The sequence below is a fragment of the Kribbella sp. NPDC050281 genome, assembly GCF_040655855.1.
Lineage (GTDB): Bacteria > Actinomycetota > Actinomycetes > Propionibacteriales > Kribbellaceae > Kribbella.
The window spans coordinates 20850-43601 of sequence record NZ_JBFAKS010000056.1 but is presented as its reverse complement, the minus strand read 5'-3'; the positions used below and the strand labels follow the sequence as shown (position 1 = coordinate 43601).

The following is a 22752-nucleotide window of genomic DNA, read 5'->3' as shown; positions in this document are numbered from 1 at the left end:
TGCGAGGTTGGAACACATGCTCCTCGCCCTCCTCTGCGTCGGGATCTTCCTGGTCCAACTCGACGTGACCGTGGTCAACGTGGCGCTTCCGGACATCCGGATCGACCTGGGTACGACGCTCGCCGGGCAGCAGTGGGTCGTCGACGGCTACATGATCATGCTCGCCGCTCTACTCCTCGTCTGCGGTGCACTGGGCGACCGGATCGGCCACCGGCGCGTGGTGCTTGCAGGTCTCACCGTGTTCGGTCTGGCCTCGCTGGGCTGTGGTGTGGCGCCGAACATCGAGCTGCTCGTGGCAGCGCGCGCAGTACAAGGCATCGGCGCCGCGCTGCTCCTCCCCGGCACGCTGGCCGTCATCACCGACCTGTACGTCGACCGTGCGGCAAGAGCACGTGCGGTCGGCATCTGGGCCGGCGCCGGAGCGCTGTCGTTGCCGTCCGGTCCATTGCTGGGTGGTGCACTGGTCAGTGGCCTCGGATGGCGGGCTGTGTTCCTGATCAATCTCCCGATCATCGCCGTCGGCCTGCCATTGGCCTTCCGCCTGATCCCTCACCATCAGTCGGCCAGGCCGGGAACGCGGAGCCCGCTCCACATCGGCAAGGACTTCGTCGGCGCGAATGTCACCGCCGGCCTGATGAATCTGGTCGGTCTCGGCACGGTCCTCGTACTGACGCTGTATCTGCAGGAACATCTTGGCCACAACGCGTTCCGGGCCGGACTCGAGCTCATCCCCTTGTTCCTGCCGCTCTCCGTACTCGCTCCGCTGTCCGGCCGCGTCACCGCCCGCTACGGACCGCGCCTGCCCATGACCATCGGCCTGGTACTTGGAGCAGCCGGATCGGCTTGCCTGCTTATGGTCCACGGCGGCTACCGCGGACTAGTACCCGTCGAGCTCGGCCTAGGCATCGGCATGGGCTTCCTCACCGCCGCCGTCGTCAACGCGGCCGTCGCCTCACTGCCAGCCGATCGCGCCGGAGTCGCCAGCGGCGTCAACAACACGTGTCGGCAGGCATTCGGTGCCGTCGGCATCATTCTGTACGGCGCAATCGTCGGCAGACCCGCCGGCATGATCACCGGCCTCCACACCCTCGCCTACCTCGGCACCACCCTCTGGCTGCTGGGCCTCGCCATCACCTGGCTGACCGTACATCCCCACGCAGAAACGGCATCAGCCGATCGAGCGTCTCGGCCGGAGCTTCCCCGGACACCGGTACGTCGAACTTCGTGAAACCGTCGACCACGCTGTACGCCGTACCCGAAGTCCGGTCAGTCAATCGGCCAGATGGCTCGGAAGACGGTGGTACGGAGGCGGTGGAAACCGCGGCGGGTGGACTGGATCAGGGCAGGCGACGGCCGCAGCCGGTCGAACGCGAAACGCAGCACCAGGGACTTCCTCGGGACCGAGCGGGACAGAAGCGCTCGTCAGCCGGTGAACGACACCGAGTGGGCGATCTCGAGGGCCTGGTCGCGGCCATCGGCCGGTACCAGGACCTGAACGAGCATCGAGCCGGTGGTCCCCGTGTCCACGACTCGCTGCAGGAGCATACTGCTGCCCTCGCCGCAGCCGGTGGAGAACCGCTCGGTCACCGCGGAACCGTCGACCGTCGAGGTCGTGATCTCCTCGTCGGCGACGCAGCCGAACGACTTGCCGCTGCCGACCGACAGGCGCGTGACCTGCGCGTCGGTCATGCCGATGAAGACCCCGGGCGACCTCGTCGACCAGCTCGGGTCCTGGCTGACCCGGAGCGCCGGATAGGAGTTGGTAGTGCCCGGCGGCTGCCAGTCCGCGTCGGCGACCGACTTGGCCCAGCCCTTCGGCATCTCCAGGTTGACCCAGCTGTAGGACAGCGGCACGACCTCGCGCGCGGAGAGGTAGCGCTGTGCTCCGAAGCCGACCCCACCGCCCACGATCAGTGCCAGAACGGCAGCGAGCGCCCATCGACCTCGGCGCCGCTTTCGTTTCGGAGCAGCCGCAGGCTCCGTGGCGGGCCCGACCGATGCGACCGCGGGCGCCGTCTCCTCGGGCTCTTCGGGCGCCGGCTTGACGATCGTGGGCTGGTTGGCGTCGCTGAGGGCGGTCGTCTCGCTGTCGTCCGCCGGGCTGTCGACCACGGAGGTGTCGCGGATGCCGTACGACGCGGGGACGAACCCGTGGGTGGTCTCGTCCAGGCCCCCGACGAGCTCACGGGTGAAGGACTGCACATCCGGCCAGCGCTTCTCGGGGTCCGGGTCCAGGGCGCGCACGATCGCGGCGTCGACCTGCTCCGGCACCTCGAACCCGAGCGAGCTGGGCGGTGGCGGCGCCGCGACCCGGCCGGCCGCACCCAAGCCGTCGAGCTGGTGCGGTGACCGCCCGGTCAGAGCGGCGTACGCGACGGCGCCGAGGGAGTACTGGTCGGCGCGCTGGTCCAGCCGCTCACCCATCGCCTGCTCCGGGGCGACGTACGACGGGGTGCCGCCGGGCATTGTGATCCGTGACACCTCGTCCAGCGACTTACCGAGGCCCAGGTCGGACAGGACAGCCCGCTCGCCTTCGTCTGTGCTGCGGAACAGCACGTTCGCGGGTTTCACGTCGCGGTGGAGCAGGCCGCGTCGGTGCAGCGCCTGCAGGCCGCGGCCGACCTGGACGACGACGTCGACCGCCTCGGCCAACGGCAGCGGTGCCTTCTTCAGGCGGTCGGCCAGGGTGCCGCGATCGGCGTAGGTGAGGACGAGGAACGGGCGGCCGTCGTCGAGCTCGCCGACGTCGTGCACCTGGACCACGTGCTCGGACTCGACCCGGCGCAGGAACCGGCCCTCCTCGAGGAACCGGCGCCGGACCGAGTCGTCGTGGCCCCAGTTGTCCGCGAGCACCTTGATCGCGACCTCGGCGTCCAGTTGCTCATCGTGAGCGAGCCATACCGTAGCGAAACCGCCTGAGCCCAGGCGTCGGCGCACGACGTAGCGGCCAAGTCTGGTCGGGACCCCCATACAAGGCATTATGGATCACTGGGAGTCCCCTGCCGGGGGTGGAACGACAGCAAAGGCGCAGATGAGCGACAGCACCAGCCCGACGGACGACCTCGGAGCGCTGGCCGAGCAGGCCCAGGCAGGGGACAAGAACGCGATGGACGACCTGCTCAGGCTGGTCCATCCGCGCGTCCTGCGGATCTGCCGCAGCGTGCTGCCGTACTCCGCGGACGCCGAGGACGCGGCCCAGGAGGCGCTGCTCAACATCGCGACCAAGATCAACTCCTACTCCGGCCGGAGCAGCTTCTCCACCTGGGTCCACTCGGTCGCGGCGAACTCGGCCCGGTCGACGTACCGCAAGCTGAAGCGCACCGCCCAGGCCGCGCACAGCCCGGAGACGATGGAAAGGCCGGACCCCCGCACCACCAGCGTGATCGCCGGCACCCGCCTGGACCTGCTCGAGGCGCTCGAGACCCTGGAGCGCGACCGGCCCCAGATGGTCACCCCACTGGTCCTCCGCGACGTCTACGGCCTCTCGTACGAGGAGATCGCCGCCGAGGTCGGCGCCCCGCTCGGCACGATCAAGTCCCGCATCCACGACGCCCGCGAAGTCGTCCGGCCCCTCCTGCGCCCGAAGGACTGACTGCAGCAACCTGCAAGCCGTCCATAGTTGACCCGGTATGGACCTAATCTCCCGGTTATGTCGGGTCGGGGGCTACTGCGCAACGGCGACTACCTCAAGCTGCTGAGCGGTCAGACGATCAGCGCACTCGGCTCGGCGATGAGCACTTTCGTCTTCACACTGCTCGCCATGGCCATCACCGGCTCGCCGGCGCAGGCCGGTCTGGTCGGTGCGGCGTACGCCCTGGGCGCCACCATGTCCTCCTTGCCGGCCGGAGCAGTGGTCGACCGGACGAGCCGCCGCGTGATTCTGATCAGCTGCGGCGTAGCAGGCGCCGTACTGTATGGCTCGGTCGCCGTGGCCGGCTGGATGGACCAGCTGACCATCTGGCATCTGCTCGCGGTAGCCCTGGGTAGCGGCGTGAGCACCGCCTTCTTCATGCCGGCCCAGAACGCCGCCCTCCGGCAGATCGTCCCGCCTGAGGACATCGGCACCGCGGTCGCCGCCAACCAGGGCCGCGGGTACGTCGCTTCGCTGGCCGGTGCCCCTCTGGGCGGACTGCTCTACACCGTCGGCCGTGTGGTCCCGGTAGCGATCGACGCACTGTCCTACCTCGTGATGTCCGTTCTGCTGGCGCTGATCCGCCACCCACTGGGTGCTCCCGAAACCCGCGATGCCAAGCCCGAGCCGATGCTGCGCTCCATCCGCTCCGGTATCACCTGGCTGTTCCGGCAGCCCGCCCTGCGCACGATCGCACTGGTCGCCACCGCACTGAACTTCGCGGCCAACGGGACGATCCTGGTCCTCATCCTCGACCTGCAGCAGCGCGGCGTCCGGCCGTCGGTGATCGGGTTGCTGGAGACCGGTATGGGCGTCGGCGGACTGCTCGGCGCCGTCATCACGCCCAAACTGCTGGCCATGTTCAGCACCGGTGCCATCGCGATCGTCGGGTCGTGGATCGTCGCGTGCACGTTCACCGCGACCGCGTTCACCACTGCACCTGCCGCACTGGTCGTGCTGCTCTCCCTGGCGATGCTCCTGCTCCCGGCGCTCAACTCAGGTCTGTTCGGCTACCAGATGCTGATCACACCGGACCATCTGCAAGGCCGGGCACAGAGTGCCGTGATGTTCCTCGCCACCAGCTCCCAGCCGCTGGCTCCTGCCCTGGGCGGCCTGATGCTGGCGAGCTTCGGGCACCGGGCCGCGGTGGGCGTTCTGGGCGGGATCCTCACCGTCGCGTCTCTTCTGCTCACGCTGAGCCGACCGATCCGGTCGATTCCGTTGCTGTCCGAGGTGAAGGCCGCGGCGACCGTCTGATCAGGGGACTCCCGTTCCGGGCGGGCGTGTGCTCAGATGGGTGACATGAAGAAGCTCATCAACGAACCTGGTGATGTTGTGAGTGAGGCGCTGCGGGGGATGGAAGCAGCGCATCCGGATCGGTTGCGGGTGGATCACGAGAACCGGATCGTGTACCGCAAGGACGCACCGAGGTCGGGGAAGGTGGGACTGATCTCCGGGGGTGGATCCGGGCACGAGCCGATGCACGGCGGCTTCGTCGGGCTCGGAATGCTGGACGCGGCCTGCGCGGGTGAGGTGTTCACCTCGCCGGTGCCGGACCAGATGATGGCGGCGACCAAGGAGGTCGACGCGGGCGCCGGCGTACTGCACATCGTGAAGAACTACACCGGCGACGTGATGAACTTCGAGATGGCCGCCGAGTTGGCCGCGGCCGACGCGGGCACCGAAGTACTCTCGGTCGTCACCAACGACGACGTCGCCGTGCAGGACAGCCTCTACACCGCCGGCCGCCGTGGCGTCGGGGTGACGGTGCTGCTGGAGAAGATCGTCGGCGCGGCCGCCGAGGAGGGCCAGCCGCTGCAGCAGGTCGCGGATCTGGCCAAGAAGGTCAACGACAACGGTCGCAGCATGGGCATGGCACTGACGTCGTGCACGGTCCCGGCAGCGGGCAAGCCGACGTTCGACCTGGCCGACAACGAGATGGAGGTCGGCATCGGCATCCACGGCGAGCCCGGCCGGCAACGGTTGCCGCTGGCACCGGCGCGCGACATCGCCGCCATGCTCGTCGACCCGGTAGTGTCCGATCTTCCCTACCAGCAAGGCGATTCCGTGATCGCCTTCATGAACGGCATGGGTGGTACGCCGCTGATCGAGTTGTACCTGATGTACAACGAGGTGGCCCAACTGCTCGACCGGGCCGGGATCACCGTCGCCCGCTCGCTGGTCGGCAACTACATCACCTCACTGGAGATGGCCGGCTGCTCGGTCACCCTGCTGAAGGTGGACGACGAACTGGTACGTCTCTGGGACGCACCGGTGAACACCCCCGGCCTACGCTGGGGCGCGTGAGCATGGGAGTCGACAACTTCGTCAACTGGCTGCGTGATGCCGCGAGTTCCTTGCACGACAATGCGGCGTACCTGACCGAGCTGGACTCGGCGATCGGCGACGCGGACCACGGGGCCAACATGGACCGTGGTTTCCAGGCGATCGTCGCGCTGCTGGACGAAACCAGCTTCGAGACGGTCGACGAGCTGATGAAGAAGGCCGGGATGACGCTGGTCAGCAAGGTCGGCGGGGCGAGCGGGCCGCTGTACGGCACGTTCTTCCTCCGCTTCGGGACCGCGCTGGCCGGCGCCGACCTGACCCCGGCGACGATCGGCGAGGCGTTCAAGGCGGGCGTCGGCGGCATCCTCCAGCGCGGGAAGGCCGAGCTCGGCGACAAGACCATGTACGACGCCTGGGCGCCGGCTCTGGACGCGTACGACGCCGCGGTCGCGGGCGGGGCGGATCTCGCCGGTGCGCTCACCGCGGCGGCGGAGGCGGCCGCGAAGGGCCGGGACGCGACGGTCCCGCTGGTGGCTCGGAAAGGTCGCGCGAGCTACCTGGGCGAGCGCAGCGCCGGTCATCAGGACCCGGGGGCGACGAGCACCACACTGTTGCTGGAGTCGGCTGCCCGCACCCTCGCATGATCGGGATCGTGGTCGTGTCGCACAGCCACGCGCTGGCGACCGCGGCGGTCGGGCTCGCCTTGGAGATGGTTGCCGCGGACAACCGTCCGGTGATCGCGGTCGCGGCCGGGCTGGACGCGACGACGTTCGGTACCGACGCGATGGCGGTCTCCGAGGCGATCACGACGGCGGACAGCCCGGACGGCGTACTCGTGCTGCTCGACCTGGGCAGCGCGGTGCTGAGTGCGGAGCTGGCACTGGAGTTCGTTGATCCGGATCTTGCCGAGCGCGTGCGGTTGTCGAGTGCGCCGCTGGTCGAAGGGCTGGTGGCGGCTGTGGTGACAGCCTCCACCGGAGCCTCGCTGGACGCGGTTGCGACAGAGGCTGAGCGTGGGTTGCTCGGGAAGCAGGATCATCTCGGTGAGGGTGGAGCTGCTGAGACGGCTGCCGTGGTCGAGTCGGATCAGACGGTGGAAGTTGTTGTCGGCAACGAGCACGGCTTGCACGCCCGGCCCGCGGCTCGGCTGGTCGGCTTGGTGAACTCGTTCGATGCTGTGGTGACGCTGACCGATCTGGACACCGGGCGAGGGCCGATCGACGCGGGCAGTCTGAGTATGGTCGCAACCCTGAACGCCCAGCAGGGTCACCGGTTGCGAGTCGGGGCGAGCGGTCCGCAGGCCGCCGAGGCGCTCGCGGCGATCGGCAAGCTGGCTGCCGAGAACTTCGGCGACGAGCCGGCCACGACCGCCGCTCCCGACAGCATCGGACTGGCAGCGACCTCCCCCGGTGGGTCCGGGCTTGATGTGGCTCTGGGGCCGGCGGTTGTTGCCGGGGCGCAGGTGGACGTGAGCGGCTACGTCGCCAGTGGTGACGAGTGGGCGCGGCTCGAGGACGCGATGGCGACGGTTGCCGAGGAGCTAGGGCAACTTCGGGAGCGCAGTGGCGAGCTCGGCGGGATCTTCGAGGCACATCTCGCATTGCTGAAGGACCGCAAGCCGCTCGACGAGATTCGGGCCGCGATCGCCGCAGGTACGCCGGCACCGGTCGCCTGGAAGCAGACCTACGACAACCTGGCGAAGACGTTCGAAGGGCTGGATGACGCCTATCAACGGGAGCGCGCGCAGGATGTCAGAGCGGTGCGGGATCGGGTACTGCGAGCTCTGACGGGAGCGACCGTCGACGAAGCGGCCGACGGTGGGATCCTCGTCGTACCCGAGCTGGACGCGGCGACCGCGGCCACGCTCGACGCCGCCAAGGTCGCCGGGATCGCGGTGCGGGCGGCCGGGACGACCGGGCATGGGGTGATCGTGGCTCGATCGCGCGGGATACCTCTCATCACTGGTATCGGAGATGTCGCCGTGCCGGACGGAGCGACCGTCGCTTTCGACGCGCGGACAGGTTCGTTCGAGGTCGCGCCGGACGAGGACGCGGTCCGGCGGACCATCGCGGAGCGGCAGACCGAGCGGGATCGCGCGATCGCGGAGGCCGATCAGCCGGCGACGACCGTGGACGGCAGGACGATCGCCGTACTGGTGAACGTGGGGTCGGTGCAGGACGCTGTGGACGCGCGTGGTGCGGATGGGTCCGGGCTGGTGCGGACCGAAGTCGTGTTCGGCCACCGGCGTACGGCGCCGAGCATCGACGAGCAGGCCGAGCAGTTCCGTGCGATCGCCCAAGCCCTGCAAGGAAAGCCGATCACCATCCGGACCTGGGACATCGGCGGCGACAAGCCGCTGCCGTTCCTCCCGCAGGACCAGGAGCCGAACCCGTTCCTGGGTGAGCGCGGCCTCCGGGTCTTCCGTCGCCGTCCTGAGCTGCTGCGGGACCAGCTCGAAGCCGTACGCCGGGTCGCAGCCGAGACGCCGGTGCACGTGATGTTCCCGATGGTGACGACCGCGGACGAGGTCGCCTGGGCGCTCGACCAGCTCGACCAACGAGGTCCGCGGCCCGACGGGCTGGAGGTCGGCATCATGGTCGAGATCCCGGCCGCCGCGCTCCGGATCGACACCCTCGCGGCCGGCCTGGACTTCGTCAGCATCGGCACCAACGACCTCACGCAGTACACAACCGCCGCCGACCGCACCAACACCGCGGTCGCGCCACTGGCCGACGGCCTGGACCCCGCCGTACTGCAGCTGATCGACAACGTCGTCAGGCGGGCCGGCGTCCGGGTAGCTGTTTGCGGTGATCTGGCCAGCGATTCGCAGGCCGCCGTACTCCTCGCTGCTCTTGGTGTGGACGAGCTCAGTGCGGTCGGTCCGCAGGTTCCGCTGGTCAAGGAACGTCTACGGCGCGCAGATCTTCGTCAGATCGACACTGCCGCTGTGCTGGCCGCTCGGGACGCCGCTCAGGTGCGTGGCTTGCTGTAGTAGCGCAGCTCGACCAGGTTGAAGCCGGACGTCCGCGTCGGCTTGGTGGGCAGCGTGTAGGACTCGCCGGGCTCGAGGTACGTGACGTCCGGGTGCTCCAGATCGAGGTCGACCACGAGAGCCGGGTACGCGCCGGTGTGCCAGGTATAGGACTCCCCCGCATCAGGCGTGACGTGCTGCACGCGGACGTCGTCCTCGTCGACGACCACCTTCGCCGGGACCTCGCCCACCTGCTCGAATCCCGCCTCCGCGGGCACGCCGGCGACCAGGAAGTACGGATCGCCCGAGGCCTCCTCACCCAGGTCGAGCACCTCGATCAGCCGGTTCAGGTACGGCGTTTCGCCGTCGTTCGTGAGCATGTGGACCGGCGACACCGGACGGTAGACCGAACCACCGACGGTCTCGCTGAGCTGCCGGGCCGGGCTGCCATCGAGCCAGTCCATGTGACACGGCGACGTCGACAGGCACAGCACGACGTACGGGTTGTGGTGCAGGTGCCAGCCCTGCGCCTCGCCCGGCGCGAGCGAGACCTCCCAGACGCGGACCCGGGAGTTCTTCAGCAGGACGCGCGTACCGATCTCGCCGAGGACGACCTCGGTGCCGTCGGGTGCGTCGACAGTGGTGCCTGAGCTCATACAGACTTCTCCTTCACGGGCAGGTCGATTGGGCGTTCCATCGCGACGGCGCCGAGGACGACGCCGTCGGGCATGGGAAGTTCGGCGGATTCCACCTCGGTGAATCCGAAAGCCTTGTAGAGCGGTACGCCGGGCAGCGTCGCCATCAGCGCCAGGTGCGTGAAGCCCTCGGCCCGGGCCGCATCGGTGCAGGCGTCCAGGATGGCCCGGCCCAGGCCCCGGCGGGTCCAGTCGCTGCGGACGAACATCGCACGGATCCGGGCCGGCTCGGTCGCCGGATCGAGCAGTCGCGCGTCGGCTCCCGCCGTACTGGCGTTGAACAGCTTGTTCCGCCGGCTCCAGCCACCGCACGCGACGATCTCCCCGTCGGCCTCGTGCACGTAGTAGGTCCCGTCGTCGATCAGCGCGGTGTCCAGCGTCGTGATGTGTGCCGCGGCGCTGGCCGTCTGGGCGGGGTCGTAGTACGCCGGGAACAGCTCCCGCACCGAGGCGCGCGCCAACTCGGCCACCGCCGGCCCGTCCGCCCGCACCGCGACCCGCAACACAGCCTCCACGCCTCACAGGCTAGTTCCGCAACACCCGTGCGGTGAAATGGGTCGGACCGTTGCCGGACATCTACCGGGTATGACGCAGACACCGATCAAGGCCTGGGCAGGGCCGGTGAGTGAGGGAGCCGTGCACCCACCACCGGATCCACGCAGGGACCGGTTCGAAGAGCTGTTCGGCGCGCACCGGGAGGCCGTCCTCGGCTACCTGCACCGCCGGACCGACAGCGGCCATGACGCCGCCGACCTGCTCGCGGACACGTTCCTGATCGCGTGGCGACGGCTCGACGACATCCCTTCGGGCGTCCAGACAAGGCCATGGCTGTACGGCGTGGCGCGGCGGGTGCTGGCCAATCACCGCAGAGGCGAGGGACGCCGGCACGCACTCGCGACCAAGCTGCGCCAGGAACTCACCGAGCCGGACGGGACGGAGCGGTCGTTGCCCGACGACACCCCCGCGGCACGGGCGTTCAGCGCACTGCCCGAGCAGGATCGGGAACTGCTGTCCCTGGTCGCCTGGGAGGACCTCGACACGGCCCAGATCGCGACCGTACTCGGGATCACGCGCAACGCCGTACGGATCAGGCTGCACCGCGCCCGGAAACGGTTCGCCAAGCTGCTCACCGCCCCGCTGGCGAACCGGAAGCTGGTCGCCCTCACGGAAGAGACCTCACATGAAGACGCCTGACATCGACGCCGCCGTCCGCGGCCTGGCCCGCGCCGACCATGAGATCACCGACGCGGCCTGGTCCGAGCTGTCCGCCAACATCACCAGCGAACCCCACCAGCGTGTCGTCAACCTGGCCGGCCGCCGCCGTTCGGTGCGACCCCGGCTCATCGTGGCGGTCGCCTGCGCCCTCGTGGTCGCCGGTACGGTCGCCGCCAGGCTGATCGACCAGCCCGCTCAGGACCAGCCGCAGGCACTCTCGTTCACGGAGCGCGGCGACAAGCTGATCGTCCGCGTGGTCGATCCGAACGCGGACCCGAAGCGGTACAACGCCGAGTTCAAGAAGATGGGCCTCGACATCACGGTCAAGTCCGTCCCGGTCAGCCCGCCGTTCGTCGGCACGATGGTCAGCTTCAGCAGCGGGAGTCAGCGGGAGATGGACCAGCTCCATCGGCTTCTACCGGGCGAGAAGTGCAACGGCACGCTGAACGCCTCCGATCCGGGGTGCCAGGATGGTCTGGAGATCCCGAAGAACTACGACGGCAGCACCGAGATACAGTTCGGCCGGAAGGCCAAGCCGGGCGAGATGTACAGGCACTCGTCGTCGTCGGCGACCGACAAGGGCGAGGTGTTGGCCGGTCTGGTCATCGACAACAAGACGGTCGCGCAGGTCCTGCCGCTGATCGAGGCTCGCGGCGTACAGGTCGAGGGCTACCTGGTCGGTTCGGGCCCGAACTACGACTCCAAGGACTCCGTTCCCGACGACTGGTACGTGCACGGGTCCGGGACAAGGCATCCGGGCAAGGTCAGCCTGTGGGTCGGTCCGGATCCAGCCAAGTAGATCCGTTGGAGCGCTCCCGTTGGTCTCAGGATCGGCGGGAGCGTTTGGTTTTGCCGGCCGCCCAGCGGTAGGCGACGAGGGTCCAGAGGATCGCGGGCAGGCCGAAGATCGCGGCGGCGACCTCGCGACCGAAGACCAGGAAGACGAGTCCGAGCAGGAAGAACGGCAGGGCCAGCCAGACCGCACCGACGAACGCCGCCCAGCGCCACCGGCCGGTCTTGCGCGGCTCGACCTGGTACAGCGACGGCGCCGGTAGCCCGGTGAAGATCGGCTGCAGTTCGCCGTGCGTGACGGCCTCGTTCAGTCGATCCACCCGCCGGTGCAACTCGTCCTCGTCCAGCCGCCCGACAGCGAACGCCTCGGCCAGGTCGTCGGTACAGATCCGGCGCTCCTCGTCGGTCAGCCGGATGTTCGCCAGCCGCCGCCGGGCCGCCGCCACCCGGGCCTCCTGCCCGGCCGCGGACGCCAACCCGATCAGGTCGCCCACAGACGGCTTAGCCGGCCGCTGCTCCACCATCCGCCTCACCTCACTCGTCCTTTCGAGTGTGCCAGACGACCGGGCAGCGGCCGGGTCCTCGAGGGGCTGGTCAGCTGAGGGCGGCCGGAAGCGTCTGGGTCCAGGCGGTGCGGAGCTCGGTGAGCGGGAGCTCGAACTGGTCCTGGACGTCCAGGGAGTCGCCGGTGATGACGCCGATCTTCGCGTGCGGGAAGCGGCGTGCGGTGCACATGTCGGTGAACCGGACCTCTTCGGTGCGCGGTACGGCGACGACCGCACGGCCGGCCGACTCCGCGAACAGGAACAGGAACGGGTCGAGCCCGTCCGGCGCCCAGACCCGGGCACCCACGCCACCGCGGAGCGCCGACTCGACCAGCGTCTGCGCGACACCGCCGTCGCTGACGTCGTGCGCCGCGTCGATCAGGCCGTCGCGGGACGCGTTGATCAGGATGTCGGCCAACTGCTGCTCCGCGGCCAGGTCGACCGCCGGTGGCCGCCCACCGAGGTGGCCGTGGACGACGTGCGCCCACTCCGACCCGGACAGCTCCTCCTCGGTCTCACCGAGCAGGTACAGCTGGTGGCCTTCCATCTCGGCCGTGAAGCCGATCGGCGTACGGCGGGTGACGTCGTCGATGACACCGAGGACGCCGACCACCGGCGTCGGCAGGATCGGGGTCTCGCCGGTCTGGTTGTAGAACGACACGTTGCCGCCGGTGACCGGGATGCCCAGCTCGATGCAGCCGTCGACCAGGCCGCGGATCGCCTCCGCGAACTGCCACATCACCGCCGGGTCCTCGGGCGAGCCGAAGTTCAGGCAGTCGGTCACCGCGATCGGCCGGGCGCCGGTGGTGGCGACGTTGCGGTACGACTCGGCCAGTGCGAGCTTCGCACCGGTGTACGGGTCGAGCTTGGCGAATCGCCCGTTGCAGTCGGTCGACACCGCGACCCCGAGGCCGCTGGTCTCGTCGACCCGGATCATCCCGCTGTCCTCGGGCTGCGCGAGCACCGAGTTGCCGAGCACGTAGCGGTCGTACTGGTCCGTGACCCAGGACTTGTCGCACAGGTTCGGCGACGCGACCAGCTTCAGCAGCGTGTCCCGCAGGTCCTCCGGAGTGGTTGCGCGCGGCAACTTCTCGGCGCCGTCGGCCTGCAGGTCGTCCTGCCACGCCGGCCTGGCGTAAGGACGCTCGTAGACAGGTCCCTCGTGTGCGACGGTCCGCGGCGGTACGTCGACCACCCGCTCGCCGTGCCAGTCGATCTCGAGCCGGCCGGTGCCGGTGACCTCGCCGATGACGTCGGCCTGGACGTCCCACTTCGCGCAGATCTTCAGGAACGCCTCGACGTTGTCCGGCGTGACGACCGCCATCATCCGTTCCTGCGACTCGCTCATCAGGATCTCTTCCGGCGCCAGCGACGCGTCCCGCAGCGGCACCTTGTCGAGCGAGACGTACATACCGCCGTCACCCGCGCTGGCCAGCTCTGAGGTCGCGCAGGACAGCCCGGCGCCGCCGAGGTCCTGGATGCCCTCGACCACCCGCGCGGCGAACAGCTCGAGCGTGCACTCGATCAGCAGCTTCTCCATGAACGGGTCGCCGACCTGGACCGCCGGCCGCTTGGTCGGACCGCCCTCGGCGAACGTCTCGCTGGCCAGCACCGACACTCCGCCGATCCCGTCGCCACCGGTCTTGGCGCCGTACAGGATGATCTGGTTGCCGAGACCGGTCGCGTTCGCCAGGTGCAGATCCTCGTGCCGCATCACGCCGACGCAGAGCGCGTTGACCAGCGGGTTGCCGAGGTACGTCGGGTCGAAGACGACCTCACCGCCGACGTTGGGCAGTCCGAGGCTGTTGCCGTAGCCACCGACGCCCGACACGATGCCGGGCAGCACGCGCTTGGTGTCCGGCGCGTCCAGCGGGCCGAACCGCAGGGGGTCCATCACCGCGACCGGCCGGGCGCCCATCGCCAGGATGTCGCGGACGATGCCGCCGACCCCGGTCGCCGCGCCCTGGTACGGCTCGACGTACGACGGGTGGTTGTGCGACTCGACCTTGAACGTGACGGCGTACCCCTCGCCGATGTCGATCACGCCGGCGTTCTCGCCGATCCCGGCCAGCATCTTCCCGGCCGGGGTCTCCTGCGGGATGTCGCCGAACTTGCGCAGGTGCACCTTGGACGACTTGTACGAGCAGTGCTCGCTCCACATCACCGAGTACATGGCCAGCTCGCAACTGGTCGGCCGCCGGTCCAGGATGTCGCGGATCCGCTGGTACTCGTCCGGCTTCAGACCGAGCTCGGCCCAGGGCTGCTCGACGTCCGGGGTACTGGTGGCGTTGCTAACGGTGTCGGTAGACACTTCAGGACTCCTGCACTAGGTGGGACTCAGGTGAAACGGTAGCGGGCTGCTCGGAAGCCAACAGGTGGGCCACCAGCAGTGGAAGGCTGAACCCGGTCATGATCGCGGGCAGTGCGACTCCGGCGTCGTTCAGCAGCATGCCGACCAGACCGCAGGCCGACAGAGCGAGCAGAGTCGGCCGGATCATCGGCAGACTCGAGTAGAAGGTCCGGTACGCCGGGAACGGCACCCGGTCCGGCAACACGGTGGCGAGCATGGCCAGCACCACACCGACGAGCATGGCCCAGCCGGCCGGCCCGGTGAAGAACTGCACCGCCATGTCCAGCTTGCGGATCAGTACGTCGCTCACGTCGCCGTCCAGCAGCCGGGCCACGAACGTACCGAAGTGACTCCGCTGGTCCGGGGGCCGCAGGTAGTCGAGGAACGCGACAGCCGACACCGCCAGTACGCCGGCAACACCCACACCGATCAGCGCACGCAGCGAGATGCTGCCGCGCCACGTCAGCCAGGCCATCAGCAGCACAGCCGGCGTGAGAGCGATGATGCCGCCGAAGTCGGTCCCCCAGCCCGGTCTGCCGTCCACCACGATCGCAGCGCCACCGATGACGAGGACAGCGAGTGCGGCCTGCACTCTGCTCTTGTCGATCAGCTTCTGCGCGGCCCAGCCGGCGGTGACGAGTGCGGCGACGGCCAGCGTCGCGAAGGTCGAGTTGCCGAAGCCGTAGAACCGCCCGCCGATCACAGGCCCGTCGGTGAACATGCTGCCGAACTGCAGCGGCGTCCCCAGTACGCCGTCCACCAGCAGGATCAGGTACGCCGCCAGCGTGATCCCCAGGAACGCGTAGCGTTTCAGGACCAGCTGGGACACCGCCGCGAGGATCGCGCTGATCCCCAGAACCACGCAGTACAAGGAGAATCCGGGCGCCGGCCAGCGCCACCACACCGTCGCGGTGGACAGGAAGACCGCGATGAAGAACCCGCCCTGGGTGAGCAGCGTGAACACGAAGGTACGCCGGGACCGCGGGCTGCGGGTGAACCAGAACCAGGCGAGCGCGAGGAGCTCCGCGGCCAGGATCGTCATCGAGACCGCAATCAGCATCGGCCGCGGCTGCTCGAACCGCTGGTTGGTGTCCAGCCGGTTCTCGATCACCGCATCCGCGTCGGTGTGCACGGGGCCGGTGAAGTGGATCTCGTTGCCGTCCAGCGGACCGGCCTTCTCCGCACCGGCGGGATCCACCTCCGCGGCGGTCCGCTCCTTGAGGATCGTCGCGGTGATGTCGGTCAGCTGAATCAGCCCGGGCCGACGGGTGCTGTCGCTGGTCAGCCAGCGCGGTCTGTTGTCGGGTGGGAGCTGCATGGCGACCAGCGGTTCCTGGTGCGAGTTGGCCAGCTCCTGGCTAACACCGACAAGCAGAACCCACCCTCCGGCTGCTCGGGCGTCGGCGACCAGGTCCGCAACCTTGTTGCGGGCCTCGGCCCGCCCCTCGCCGAGCGGCAGCGCCCCGGCGTCGATGATCGCGTCACCGCACGCTGGGCTCGCCAACCGGGCCTGGTCGAGCTCTGGCTGCCAGTTCGCCACTGAACCGTCAGTCCGCGCCAAGGCAATCGCGGCGCCCGGACCGAACCCGCAGATCGGGTAGCCGGTCTGACCGAGCCGGCCGATGGGCGCACCGGTGTGGTGCTCGGCCTGGCGGTCGACGTACGTCTGCCAGCCTGCGACCATGCCGTCCGTGACCGCCGGCAGCTCACCGCAGGGCTCGTCCGGGACGCTCCCCCAGGCCCGTGTGCCGGCGCTGATCGTCAGCCAGCCGTCCACCGGGCAGGTGTGCGGACCGGCGGTCTTCACGGTGATCGAGCCGACGTGGGACTGGTTCACCAGCGCGGTCAGCTCCGGCGAGGCCTTCACGTCGTTCCAGGTCAGTCCCGGTACGCCGATCACCACGACCTTCGCCATCAGACTCGCCGGCTGCGCGTTCGCCGTACCGGCGGCTGCGATCAGGATCGCCGTGGTGAGGAAGAGAGTGCGGGCCAGCAGGCGCCACACTCCTGACGACTTCATCAGCTGGAGACGACGGCCTTCAGCACCGAGGTGAAGAAGCCCAGGCCGTCCGTGGTCGGGCCGGTCAGTGTCTCGACGCAGTGCTCCGGGTGCGGCATCAGGCCGACCACGTTGCCGCGCTCGTTGGTGATCCCGGCGATGTCGCGGTACGAGCCGTTCGGGTTCTCGGCCAGGTAGCGGGCGACGACCAGGCCCTCGCCCTCCAGCCGGTCCAGCGTGGCCTCGTCCGCGACGTACGAACCGTCCTGGTTCTTCAGCACGATGGTGATCTCGTGGTTGGCGTCGTAGTCGCTGGTCCAGGCGGTGCGGTTGTTCTCGATCCGCAGCGGCTGGTCCTTGCAGATGAACTTGCGGTGGTGGTTCTTGATCAGCGCGCCGGGCAGCAGATGCGACTCACACAGCACCTGGAAGCCGTTGCAGATCCCCAGCACCGGCAGACCCTCGCCGGCCTTCTTGATGATGGTCTCCATCACCGGGGCGAAGCGGGAGATGGCGCCGGCGCGGAGGTAGTCGCCGTACGAGAAGCCGCCCGGCAGGACGACTGCGTCCACGCCGCGCAGGTCGGCGTCGCCGTGCCAGAGGGCGACCGGCTCGGCGCCGGCCACCGCGGCCGCGCGGCGGGCGTCCGCGTCGTCCAGCGAACCCGGGAAGGTGACGACCCCGATCTTCACTGCGCGTCGCCCTCGACGTGCAAGGTGTAGTCCTCGATCACCGGGTTGGCCAGCAGCGTGTCGGCGGCCTTGCGGATCTCGGCGACCCGTTCCTCGGTCGCCTCGCCGTCCAGGGTGATCTCGAACCGCTTGCCCTGCCGCACGTCGGCCACGCCGTCGAAGCCGAGCCGGCCGAACGCGCCGTGCACCGCCTTGCCCTGCGGGTCGAGGATCTCGGGCTTGAGCATGACGTCGACGACAACGCGAGCCACTGACTACTCCAGGTTTCGTTCCGGCGTGACGCCCTGAATCCTACCGACCGTGCGCCAGAACGCCGCATCGCGGACTATTCACTCAGTACATACACTCGGTGTATAGTCCTGGGCCATGGCAACCGCCGAGCTCGTTCTGGGACTACTCTCCGCCGGTCCGGCGCACGGGTACGACGTGAAACGCGGCCACGACTCCTGGTTCCCGGACAGCCGCCCGCTGGCGTTCGGGCAGGTGTACACGACGCTCGGGCGACTCGAGCGCGACGAGTTGGTCGAGGTGGTCGACCGGGCGTCCGAAGGCGGTCCGGAGCGGACCGTCTACGCGCTGACAGCGAAGGGCCGCGAGCACCTGGCCCGCTGGCTCGCCGAGCCGATCGAGCCCTCCCCCGGCGGCGTCGACGAGATGGTCCGCAAAGTGGTCGCGACCATCCGGACCGGCGAGGACGCGTCCGCCTACCTGGCCCGGCAGCGGGCGATCTACCTCCACCGGATCCGCGAGCTCAAGTCCGCCGAAGCCGGGGGCGACTCGTCGTCCTGGCTGGTGCGGGACTACCTGGCGCTGCACCTGGACGCGGACCTGCGCTGGCTGGACCGGGCGCTGGACCGGATCACCGAGCAGAAGGAGATCAGTCAATGACCGACGCCGCCCTGGACATCCAGCGGGTGGAGTACGCCTACCGTCGCGATGTCGCCCTACGCGGCGTCTCGCTCCGAGTCGACCCCGGCGAGATCGTGGCAGTCACCGGGCCCAGCGGCTGTGGCAAGTCCACCCTGCTGCACTGTGCTGCCGGCATCCTCCGTCCGCACGCGGGCACAGTGGAGTTGGCCGGCCGCAACCTCGCCGAGCTCTCCGAAGCCGAGCGGACACGAGTACGCCGTACTCAGGCCGGCATCGTGCTCCAGTTCGGCCAGCTCGTGCCCGACCTCTCGCTCAAGGACAACGTCGCCCTCCCGCTGCTACTGGAAGGACACGATGCGGCGGCCGCACGCCGGGCGGCGCTCGACTGGCTGGAGCGGGTCGGTGTGGCAGCGGACAGCGAGGCCCTGCCGAGCGAACTGTCCGGCGGTCAGAACCAGCGTGCGGCAGTAGCGCGGGCGCTGGTGACCGGGCCGGCAGTCGTGTTCGCCGACGAACCGACCGGCAGTCTCGACAGTCGCGCCGGCGAGCAGATGATGGAACTGCTCGTCGCCTCCGCCCGCGACGGCGGCGCTGCGCTGGTGATCGTCACGCATGACAACCTGGTCGCCGCCTACGCCGATCGAGAGGTCCGGTTGCGGGACGGCGTCGTCCAGCACGAGGTGAGGCTGTCATGACCCTCACGACTCTGATCACCTTGGCCCGGCCGAAGTCGTCCACCGACCGGCGCCGATCGATACTGCTGGTCGCGGCCGTCGCCGTGGCCGGCGTCTTCCTCCTCGCTGGCCAACGCATCGTGCGACTCGGCAGTCTCGACAGCGCGACGTACAGCAGCTATCTGACTGAGGACGGCCTACGCCCCGGCGTCGTGACAGCCGTCGTACTCCTGGCGGCTGCCGCCTGCGCTCTGGCGTTCCAGGCCCTCCGACTCGGCACGGCGGCACGCGACCGGCGACTGGCAGCGCTGCGACTGGCTGGCGCGACGCCCAGCCAAGTGCGGCTGATCGGCGCGGCCGAAGCCGGCCTCAGCGGTCTGCTCGGTGGTGTGCTTGCAGGGCCGGTGTATTTGGCGTTGGCGGCTGTGCTGCAGTCTCTGCCGCGGGTTGGTCGGGTGCTTCCGGCGCCCACTCCGGGTGACCTGGTGGCCTGGCCTGTCCTCGCTGTCGTCCTCGCCCTGGTTGCCGGCGGCGCCGGAGGTCTCCTCCGCCAGCAGCTCTCGACCGAACCGAAGAACGAGCCGGATCGTGCAGGCTGGCGAGGCAGGTATCTGACCGTCGGCGCCGTCGGAACAGTTCTGGTCGTGCTGAGCCTGATGCCGATCAGCCCGATGCTGATCTTCGTCCAGGCCGCTGGGGTCCTCTTGGCGGCGTCCGGATTCGCGCCCGTCGCGGTTGCCGCGTACGGGCTGCGGCTGGAGCGGTCGGGCGACCCGGTGAGAATGCTGGCCGGCGGCCGGCTGCTCCACACCGCGCGATCGGTCGGCCGCATGCTCGCCCTGCTGGTCGTCTGCGGTGGCGTCGTCGGGGCGGTGCTGGCGATCGGCCGGGACCACCAGCTCAGTGAGCGTGAGTCGACCGCGAGCGCCGACTTCATCTACACCGGCCTCGGTTTCGTCGCGCTGCTCAGCCTGTTCGCGGCCTTGGCGGCCGGAGTGGCGATGCTGGCGGGAGCGGCGGACGACCTGCTCGACCAGCGAAGCCAGTTGGCCGCGCTCAACGTCTTCGGGATGGGCGCATCGCAGGTTCTGCGGTCGGTGCGGATCCAGTTGACCGGCCCGGCCGCGGTAGCCGTCGGTACAGGTGTGCTGATCGGCGGTGGGCTGGTCTGCCGGCTCCAGGCCCGAGTTGACCCCACCGCGGACACGTCGTCCGTGGTCGTCTTCGTCGTGATCGCGGCCTGCGTCAGCGCCGTACTGGCCTGGCTGCTGGCGGCGCTGGCGAGCGGCGTACTGAGTGGACAGGTGCGGGACGCGGTCGACCCCGCCAACCTGCACACCACCTAGGGAGAGCCGGGATCCGGGGTTGAGGGGCCCCGGGTTCCTCCCTGAAGTGGTGCAGGCACCACTCCCCGGACTGGGTTCGCCGCCTACGCTTCGATACATGTGGGTGTGGCAGCTGGCGCTGGCGGTCGGATTCGGGATCGGGTCCGCCGTCATACCGGTGATGAACGCGGAGGCCTATGTCCTCGGCGTCGGAGTCTCCGGTGCGCTGGACCCTGTGGTCGCCGCGATCGGGGTCTCGGTCGGCCAGACCCTCGGCAAGGTCGCGATGTTCCTCGCCGTCCGCTACCGCCCGGGGTACGCCGCCCGGATGTCGAAGGAACCCAAGCCGGTGAACCTCGACACCCGCTGGGGGCGGTTCGTGCAGTGGAATCGCGACGTCAGCAAGCGGCTCCTCGACGCAATGAGCGACCGCCGCTGGGGCGTCCCGGTCACTCTGCTGAGCGCCTCGGTCGGCATCCCGCCGCTGTACGGCGTCGCGCTCATCGGCGGCGCCTCCCGGATGGGCGTCGTCACCTTCGCCCTCTCCACCCTGGCCGGCCGCGCCGCCCGCTTCATCACCCTGGCTCTGGGAGTCGGCCTCTTCTGAGTGGCGGTGCGGATCAGGCGGTGAACTTCCGGCCGGTCAGTTGCTCGTACGCCCCGATGTACGCCGACCGGGTGCGCTCGATCACCTCGTCGGACAGCGGCGGCGGGGCGTCGCCGGACGTGCGGTCCCAGCCGGACTCGAACTGCAGCCAGTCGCGGACGATCTGCTTGTCGTACGACGGTTGCTGCCGACCCGGCGACCACTGGTCGGCCGGCCAGAAGCGGCTCGAGTCCGGGGTCAGCACCTCGTCGGCCAGCACGATCGTGCCGTCCGCCCGGGCACCGAACTCGAACTTCGTGTCGGCCAGGATGATCCCGCGCTCCTCCGCCGTCCCATGCGCCCGCGTGTAGATGTCCATCGTCAGGTCCCGCAGCGCCGCCGCCACGTCCGCGCCGACGGTCGCGACCACAGCGTCGTACGAAACGTTCTCGTCATGCTCGCCGAGCTCGGCCTTGGCCGCCGGGGTGAAGATCGGCTCGACCAGCCGCGAGCCCTCGACCAGCCCGGCTGGGAGCGGGATACCGCAGACCGCGCCGGTGGCGTTGTAGTCGAGCAGCCCGGTGCCGCTGAGGTAGCCGCGGGCGACGCACTCGACCGGGAACATGTCCAGCTTCTCGCACACGACCGCACGGCCCGCGACCTCGGCCGGTACGTCGGTGGACAGGATGTGGTTCGGTACGTCGAGCTGCTCGAACCACCACAGGCTCATCGCGGTGAGCACCTTGCCCTTGTCCGGGATCGGCGTCTCCAGGATCCAGTCGAAGGCACTCATCCGGTCGCTCGCCACCATCAGCAGCTCGCCGGAATCCAGCTCGTACAGATCACGGACCTTCCCGGAGTGGATGTGCTTCGCACCGGCGATCTCGGCTGCCTGAGGAGATGTGGTCACGCCAGGATTCTTCCACCCGGACCTCCGCCACTCACCAACCCCCCAAGTTCGGTCAGGGCTCCGCCTGGCCGGACCCCGGCCGCTCGGATCGGGCGAGGTTGGTGAGTGGTGGGGATCCGCTCAGCGCCGACGGAGCCCGGCCAGCTTGCCGCCGATCGTGAAGAGGCCGTCGCGGAGGGCGCGGACCAGCGGGTTCTCCAGTTGGCCGACTCGGCCGATGGCCCGCGATCGCTTGACCAGCTTGGTCGTCGCGGGACGCCGTTCGGCGTCGTACTGGTTCAAGGCGGTAGCGAGCTCGGGCGTCTCGCGGAGGTGGCGGGCGAGGGCGCCGGCGTCCTCGATGGCTGAGCACGCACCGCGGCCGAGGTCCGGCGTCATCGCGTGAGCGGCGTCGCCGAGCAGGACCACGCGACCCCGGACGAACGGGACCAGCGGCAGCCGCAGGTCGTAGATGTCGCTGTGCAGCACGTTCCCTGTGCCGGCGAGGAGCTTCGGGATCGGGTCATGCCAATCGCCGAACGCCTCGCTCACCGCCGCGTGATCGCCGCCGTCGCCGGCCGGCTGGTTCGCGGTCGCGTACCAGTAGATCCGCCCGTCGATCAGCCGCGCGAAACCGAACCGCCTCCCGCGTCCCCACGTCTCACCACCGCCGTCGTCCACCTCGAGGTCGGCGATCCCCCGGTACGCCGTGTACCCGGAGTACCGCGGTCCCTCGTACTCCGGGTAGAGCGCGCCCCGGATGACACTACGGATCCCGTCGGCCGCGACGACCAGGTCGGCCCGTAGCTCGTCGTTGATCGTCACGCCGGTCTCGTCCTGGCTGATCTTCGTGACCGTGTACCCGGTCCGGACCGTGACGGCCGGGCCGAACTCGGCCGTGATCAGCTCGTGCAACTGGGCTCGGTGGATCATCACCGGGATCTCGACGCCGAGGTCGGCCGCCGCCAGCACCCAGCGGCCGCTCGGCTTCCGCATCCCGGCCGGCTTGGCGATCACGGCCGCCTTCTCGACACCCTTGACCCCGAGGTCCTCCAGAGCGGTGACCGCCGACGGCCAGACGGAGATCCCGGCCCCCACCTCGCCCAGCTCAGGCGCCCGCTCCAGCACCGAGACCTGCCATCCGCACCGTTGCAGTGCGACGGCCGCCGTGACCCCGCCGATTCCCGCTCCCACCACGATCGCCGTACTCATGAGCGATACTCTACACCTGT

22 protein-coding genes and 1 pseudogene are annotated in these 22752 nt (G+C 69.5%); 13 read left to right on the top strand and 10 right to left on the bottom strand.

Going from position 1 to position 22752, the window contains the following annotated elements; genetic code table 11:
* The first annotated feature begins 16 nt into the window (after positions 1 to 16).
* Positions 17 to 1228 carry an MFS transporter gene (locus AB0I34_RS39890; RefSeq protein WP_360456386.1) on the top strand — a complete coding sequence of 404 codons (1212 nt, stop codon included), beginning with the start codon at positions 17 to 19 and terminating at the stop codon, positions 1226 to 1228.
* Between the two features lie 194 nt (positions 1229 to 1422).
* Here the strand turns inward: AB0I34_RS39890 and AB0I34_RS39885 are convergent, their stop codons facing one another.
* Entirely contained in the window at positions 1423 to 2970 is a 1548-nt protein-coding gene (locus AB0I34_RS39885) for a protein kinase (RefSeq protein ID WP_360456383.1), read from the bottom strand.
* A 61-nt stretch (positions 2971 to 3031) separates the two neighbouring features.
* Here AB0I34_RS39885 and AB0I34_RS39880 point away from each other — a divergent pair, with 61 nt between their 5' ends.
* From AB0I34_RS39880 to ptsP, 6 genes and pseudogenes are all read left to right on the top strand, one after another.
* Complete coding sequence (locus AB0I34_RS39880) at positions 3032 to 3592, top strand: sigma-70 family RNA polymerase sigma factor (protein WP_360456380.1); 561 nt, start codon at positions 3032 to 3034, stop codon at positions 3590 to 3592.
* Between the two features lie 57 nt (positions 3593 to 3649).
* Positions 3650 to 4888 (top strand): MFS transporter, encoded by a 1239-nt coding sequence (locus tag AB0I34_RS39875; RefSeq protein WP_360456377.1) that lies wholly within the window; start codon positions 3650 to 3652, stop codon positions 4886 to 4888.
* A gap of 45 nt (positions 4889 to 4933) precedes the next feature.
* Positions 4934 to 5938 carry a dihydroxyacetone kinase subunit DhaK gene (dhaK, locus tag AB0I34_RS39870; protein ID WP_360456374.1) on the top strand — a complete coding sequence of 335 codons (1005 nt, stop codon included), beginning with the start codon at positions 4934 to 4936 and terminating at the stop codon, positions 5936 to 5938.
* A 2-nt stretch (positions 5939 to 5940) separates the two neighbouring features.
* A complete protein-coding gene (gene dhaL / locus AB0I34_RS39865) occupies positions 5941 to 6561 on the top strand; it encodes a dihydroxyacetone kinase subunit DhaL (protein WP_360456419.1) in 621 nt (206 codons plus the stop codon).
* A pseudogene (dhaM, locus tag AB0I34_RS39860) lies at positions 6558 to 6938 on the top strand (dihydroxyacetone kinase phosphoryl donor subunit DhaM); the annotation flags it as partial. The gene dhaL and the pseudogene dhaM, both read left to right, overlap by 4 nt.
* 51 nt (positions 6939 to 6989) lie before the next feature.
* Entirely contained in the window at positions 6990 to 8909 is a 1920-nt protein-coding gene (gene ptsP, locus AB0I34_RS39855; RefSeq protein ID WP_360456416.1) for a phosphoenolpyruvate--protein phosphotransferase, read from the top strand.
* Here the strand turns inward: ptsP and AB0I34_RS39850 are convergent.
* Both AB0I34_RS39850 and AB0I34_RS39845 read right to left on the bottom strand, forming a co-directional pair.
* A complete protein-coding gene (locus tag AB0I34_RS39850; RefSeq protein WP_360456371.1) occupies positions 8888 to 9544 on the bottom strand; it encodes a hypothetical protein in 657 nt (218 codons plus the stop codon). The two genes, ptsP and AB0I34_RS39850, sit on opposite strands and share 22 nt — an antisense overlap.
* Positions 9541 to 10098, bottom strand: coding sequence for a GNAT family N-acetyltransferase (locus tag AB0I34_RS39845; RefSeq protein WP_360456368.1), 558 nt, complete (start codon positions 10096 to 10098; stop codon positions 9541 to 9543). The genes AB0I34_RS39850 and AB0I34_RS39845 overlap by 4 nt, the downstream gene beginning before the upstream one ends.
* A gap of 70 nt (positions 10099 to 10168) precedes the next feature.
* Between AB0I34_RS39845 and AB0I34_RS39840 the strand changes: the two genes are divergently transcribed.
* Together AB0I34_RS39840 and AB0I34_RS39835 are read left to right on the top strand one after the other, a co-directional pair.
* Positions 10169 to 10777 (top strand): sigma-70 family RNA polymerase sigma factor, encoded by a 609-nt coding sequence (locus tag AB0I34_RS39840; RefSeq protein WP_360456365.1) that lies wholly within the window; start codon positions 10169 to 10171, stop codon positions 10775 to 10777.
* Positions 10764 to 11597, top strand: coding sequence for a hypothetical protein (locus AB0I34_RS39835; RefSeq protein WP_360456362.1), 834 nt, complete (start codon positions 10764 to 10766; stop codon positions 11595 to 11597). The genes AB0I34_RS39840 and AB0I34_RS39835 overlap by 14 nt, the downstream gene beginning before the upstream one ends.
* A gap of 25 nt (positions 11598 to 11622) precedes the next feature.
* Here the strand turns inward: AB0I34_RS39835 and AB0I34_RS39830 are convergent, their stop codons facing one another.
* From AB0I34_RS39830 to purS, 5 genes are all read right to left on the bottom strand, one after another.
* Entirely contained in the window at positions 11623 to 12114 is a 492-nt protein-coding gene (locus AB0I34_RS39830; RefSeq protein WP_360456359.1) for a DUF1707 domain-containing protein, read from the bottom strand.
* Between the two features lie 70 nt (positions 12115 to 12184).
* Positions 12185 to 14446 (bottom strand): phosphoribosylformylglycinamidine synthase subunit PurL, encoded by a 2262-nt coding sequence (gene purL / locus AB0I34_RS39825; RefSeq protein ID WP_360456356.1) that lies wholly within the window; start codon positions 14444 to 14446, stop codon positions 12185 to 12187.
* A 1-nt stretch (position 14447) separates the two neighbouring features.
* Positions 14448 to 16505, bottom strand: a complete 2058-nt coding sequence (locus tag AB0I34_RS39820; protein WP_360456353.1) for a hypothetical protein — start codon at positions 16503 to 16505, stop codon at positions 14448 to 14450.
* Positions 16505 to 17176 (bottom strand): phosphoribosylformylglycinamidine synthase subunit PurQ, encoded by a 672-nt coding sequence (gene purQ, locus AB0I34_RS39815; RefSeq protein ID WP_360456350.1) that lies wholly within the window; start codon positions 17174 to 17176, stop codon positions 16505 to 16507. Before purQ ends, AB0I34_RS39820 begins: the two co-directional genes overlap by 1 nt.
* A complete protein-coding gene (gene purS, locus AB0I34_RS39810; protein ID WP_131359615.1) occupies positions 17173 to 17427 on the bottom strand; it encodes a phosphoribosylformylglycinamidine synthase subunit PurS in 255 nt (84 codons plus the stop codon). The genes purQ and purS overlap by 4 nt, the downstream gene beginning before the upstream one ends.
* 115 nt (positions 17428 to 17542) lie before the next feature.
* Here purS and AB0I34_RS39805 point away from each other — a divergent pair, with 115 nt between their 5' ends.
* From AB0I34_RS39805 to AB0I34_RS39790, 4 genes are all read left to right on the top strand, one after another.
* Complete coding sequence (locus tag AB0I34_RS39805) at positions 17543 to 18064, top strand: PadR family transcriptional regulator (RefSeq protein ID WP_360456347.1); 522 nt, start codon at positions 17543 to 17545, stop codon at positions 18062 to 18064.
* The gene (locus AB0I34_RS39800) at positions 18061 to 18741 is read left to right on the top strand and encodes an ABC transporter ATP-binding protein (protein ID WP_360456343.1); all 681 of its coding nucleotides are present in this window, start codon (positions 18061 to 18063) and stop codon (positions 18739 to 18741) included. Before AB0I34_RS39805 ends, AB0I34_RS39800 begins: the two co-directional genes overlap by 4 nt.
* Positions 18738 to 20066, top strand: a complete 1329-nt coding sequence (locus AB0I34_RS39795; RefSeq protein ID WP_360456340.1) for an FtsX-like permease family protein — start codon at positions 18738 to 18740, stop codon at positions 20064 to 20066. The genes AB0I34_RS39800 and AB0I34_RS39795 overlap by 4 nt, the downstream gene beginning before the upstream one ends.
* A 97-nt stretch (positions 20067 to 20163) precedes the next feature.
* Entirely contained in the window at positions 20164 to 20652 is a 489-nt protein-coding gene (locus AB0I34_RS39790; protein WP_360456337.1) for a hypothetical protein, read from the top strand.
* Positions 20653 to 20665: 13 nt separating this feature from the next.
* On the opposite strand, the gene AB0I34_RS39785 is transcribed toward AB0I34_RS39790, so the two are convergent.
* The gene (locus AB0I34_RS39785; protein ID WP_360456334.1) at positions 20666 to 21541 is read right to left on the bottom strand and encodes a phosphoribosylaminoimidazolesuccinocarboxamide synthase; all 876 of its coding nucleotides are present in this window, start codon (positions 21539 to 21541) and stop codon (positions 20666 to 20668) included.
* A 120-nt stretch (positions 21542 to 21661) separates the two neighbouring features.
* Positions 21662 to 22732: an FAD-dependent monooxygenase gene (locus AB0I34_RS39780; RefSeq protein ID WP_360456331.1), complete on the bottom strand. Its 1071-nt coding sequence runs from the start codon at positions 22730 to 22732 to the stop codon at positions 21662 to 21664.
* Positions 22733 to 22752 lie beyond the last annotated feature (20 nt).

Bases quoted from the DNA above. Each gene is read 5' to 3' on its own strand.
- AB0I34_RS39890 (WP_360456386.1), top strand. From the start codon at position 17: ATGCTCCTCGCCCTCCTCTGCGTCGGGATCTTCCTGGTCCAACTCGAC.
- AB0I34_RS39875 (WP_360456377.1), top strand. From the start codon at position 3,650: ATGTCGGGTCGGGGGCTACTGCGCAACGGCGACTACCTCAAGCTGCTG.
- dhaK (WP_360456374.1), top strand. From the start codon at position 4,934: ATGAAGAAGCTCATCAACGAACCTGGTGATGTTGTGAGTGAGGCGCTG.
- AB0I34_RS39830 (WP_360456359.1), bottom strand. From the start codon at position 12,114: ATGGTGGAGCAGCGGCCGGCTAAGCCGTCTGTGGGCGACCTGATCGGG.
- AB0I34_RS39835 (WP_360456362.1), top strand. From the start codon at position 10,764: ATGAAGACGCCTGACATCGACGCCGCCGTCCGCGGCCTGGCCCGCGCC.
- AB0I34_RS39850 (WP_360456371.1), bottom strand. From the start codon at position 9,544: ATGAGCTCAGGCACCACTGTCGACGCACCCGACGGCACCGAGGTCGTC.
- AB0I34_RS39805 (WP_360456347.1), top strand. From the start codon at position 17,543: ATGGCAACCGCCGAGCTCGTTCTGGGACTACTCTCCGCCGGTCCGGCG.
- AB0I34_RS39820 (WP_360456353.1), bottom strand. From the start codon at position 16,505: ATGAAGTCGTCAGGAGTGTGGCGCCTGCTGGCCCGCACTCTCTTCCTC.
- AB0I34_RS39795 (WP_360456340.1), top strand. From the start codon at position 18,738: ATGACCCTCACGACTCTGATCACCTTGGCCCGGCCGAAGTCGTCCACC.
- AB0I34_RS39840 (WP_360456365.1), top strand. From the start codon at position 10,169: ATGACGCAGACACCGATCAAGGCCTGGGCAGGGCCGGTGAGTGAGGGA.
- AB0I34_RS39780 (WP_360456331.1), bottom strand. From the start codon at position 22,732: ATGAGTACGGCGATCGTGGTGGGAGCGGGAATCGGCGGGGTCACGGCG.
- AB0I34_RS39885 (WP_360456383.1), bottom strand. From the start codon at position 2,970: ATGGGGGTCCCGACCAGACTTGGCCGCTACGTCGTGCGCCGACGCCTG.
- dhaL (WP_360456419.1), top strand. From the start codon at position 5,941: ATGGGAGTCGACAACTTCGTCAACTGGCTGCGTGATGCCGCGAGTTCC.
- AB0I34_RS39790 (WP_360456337.1), top strand. From the start codon at position 20,164: ATGTGGGTGTGGCAGCTGGCGCTGGCGGTCGGATTCGGGATCGGGTCC.
- AB0I34_RS39880 (WP_360456380.1), top strand. From the start codon at position 3,032: ATGAGCGACAGCACCAGCCCGACGGACGACCTCGGAGCGCTGGCCGAG.
- AB0I34_RS39800 (WP_360456343.1), top strand. From the start codon at position 18,061: ATGACCGACGCCGCCCTGGACATCCAGCGGGTGGAGTACGCCTACCGT.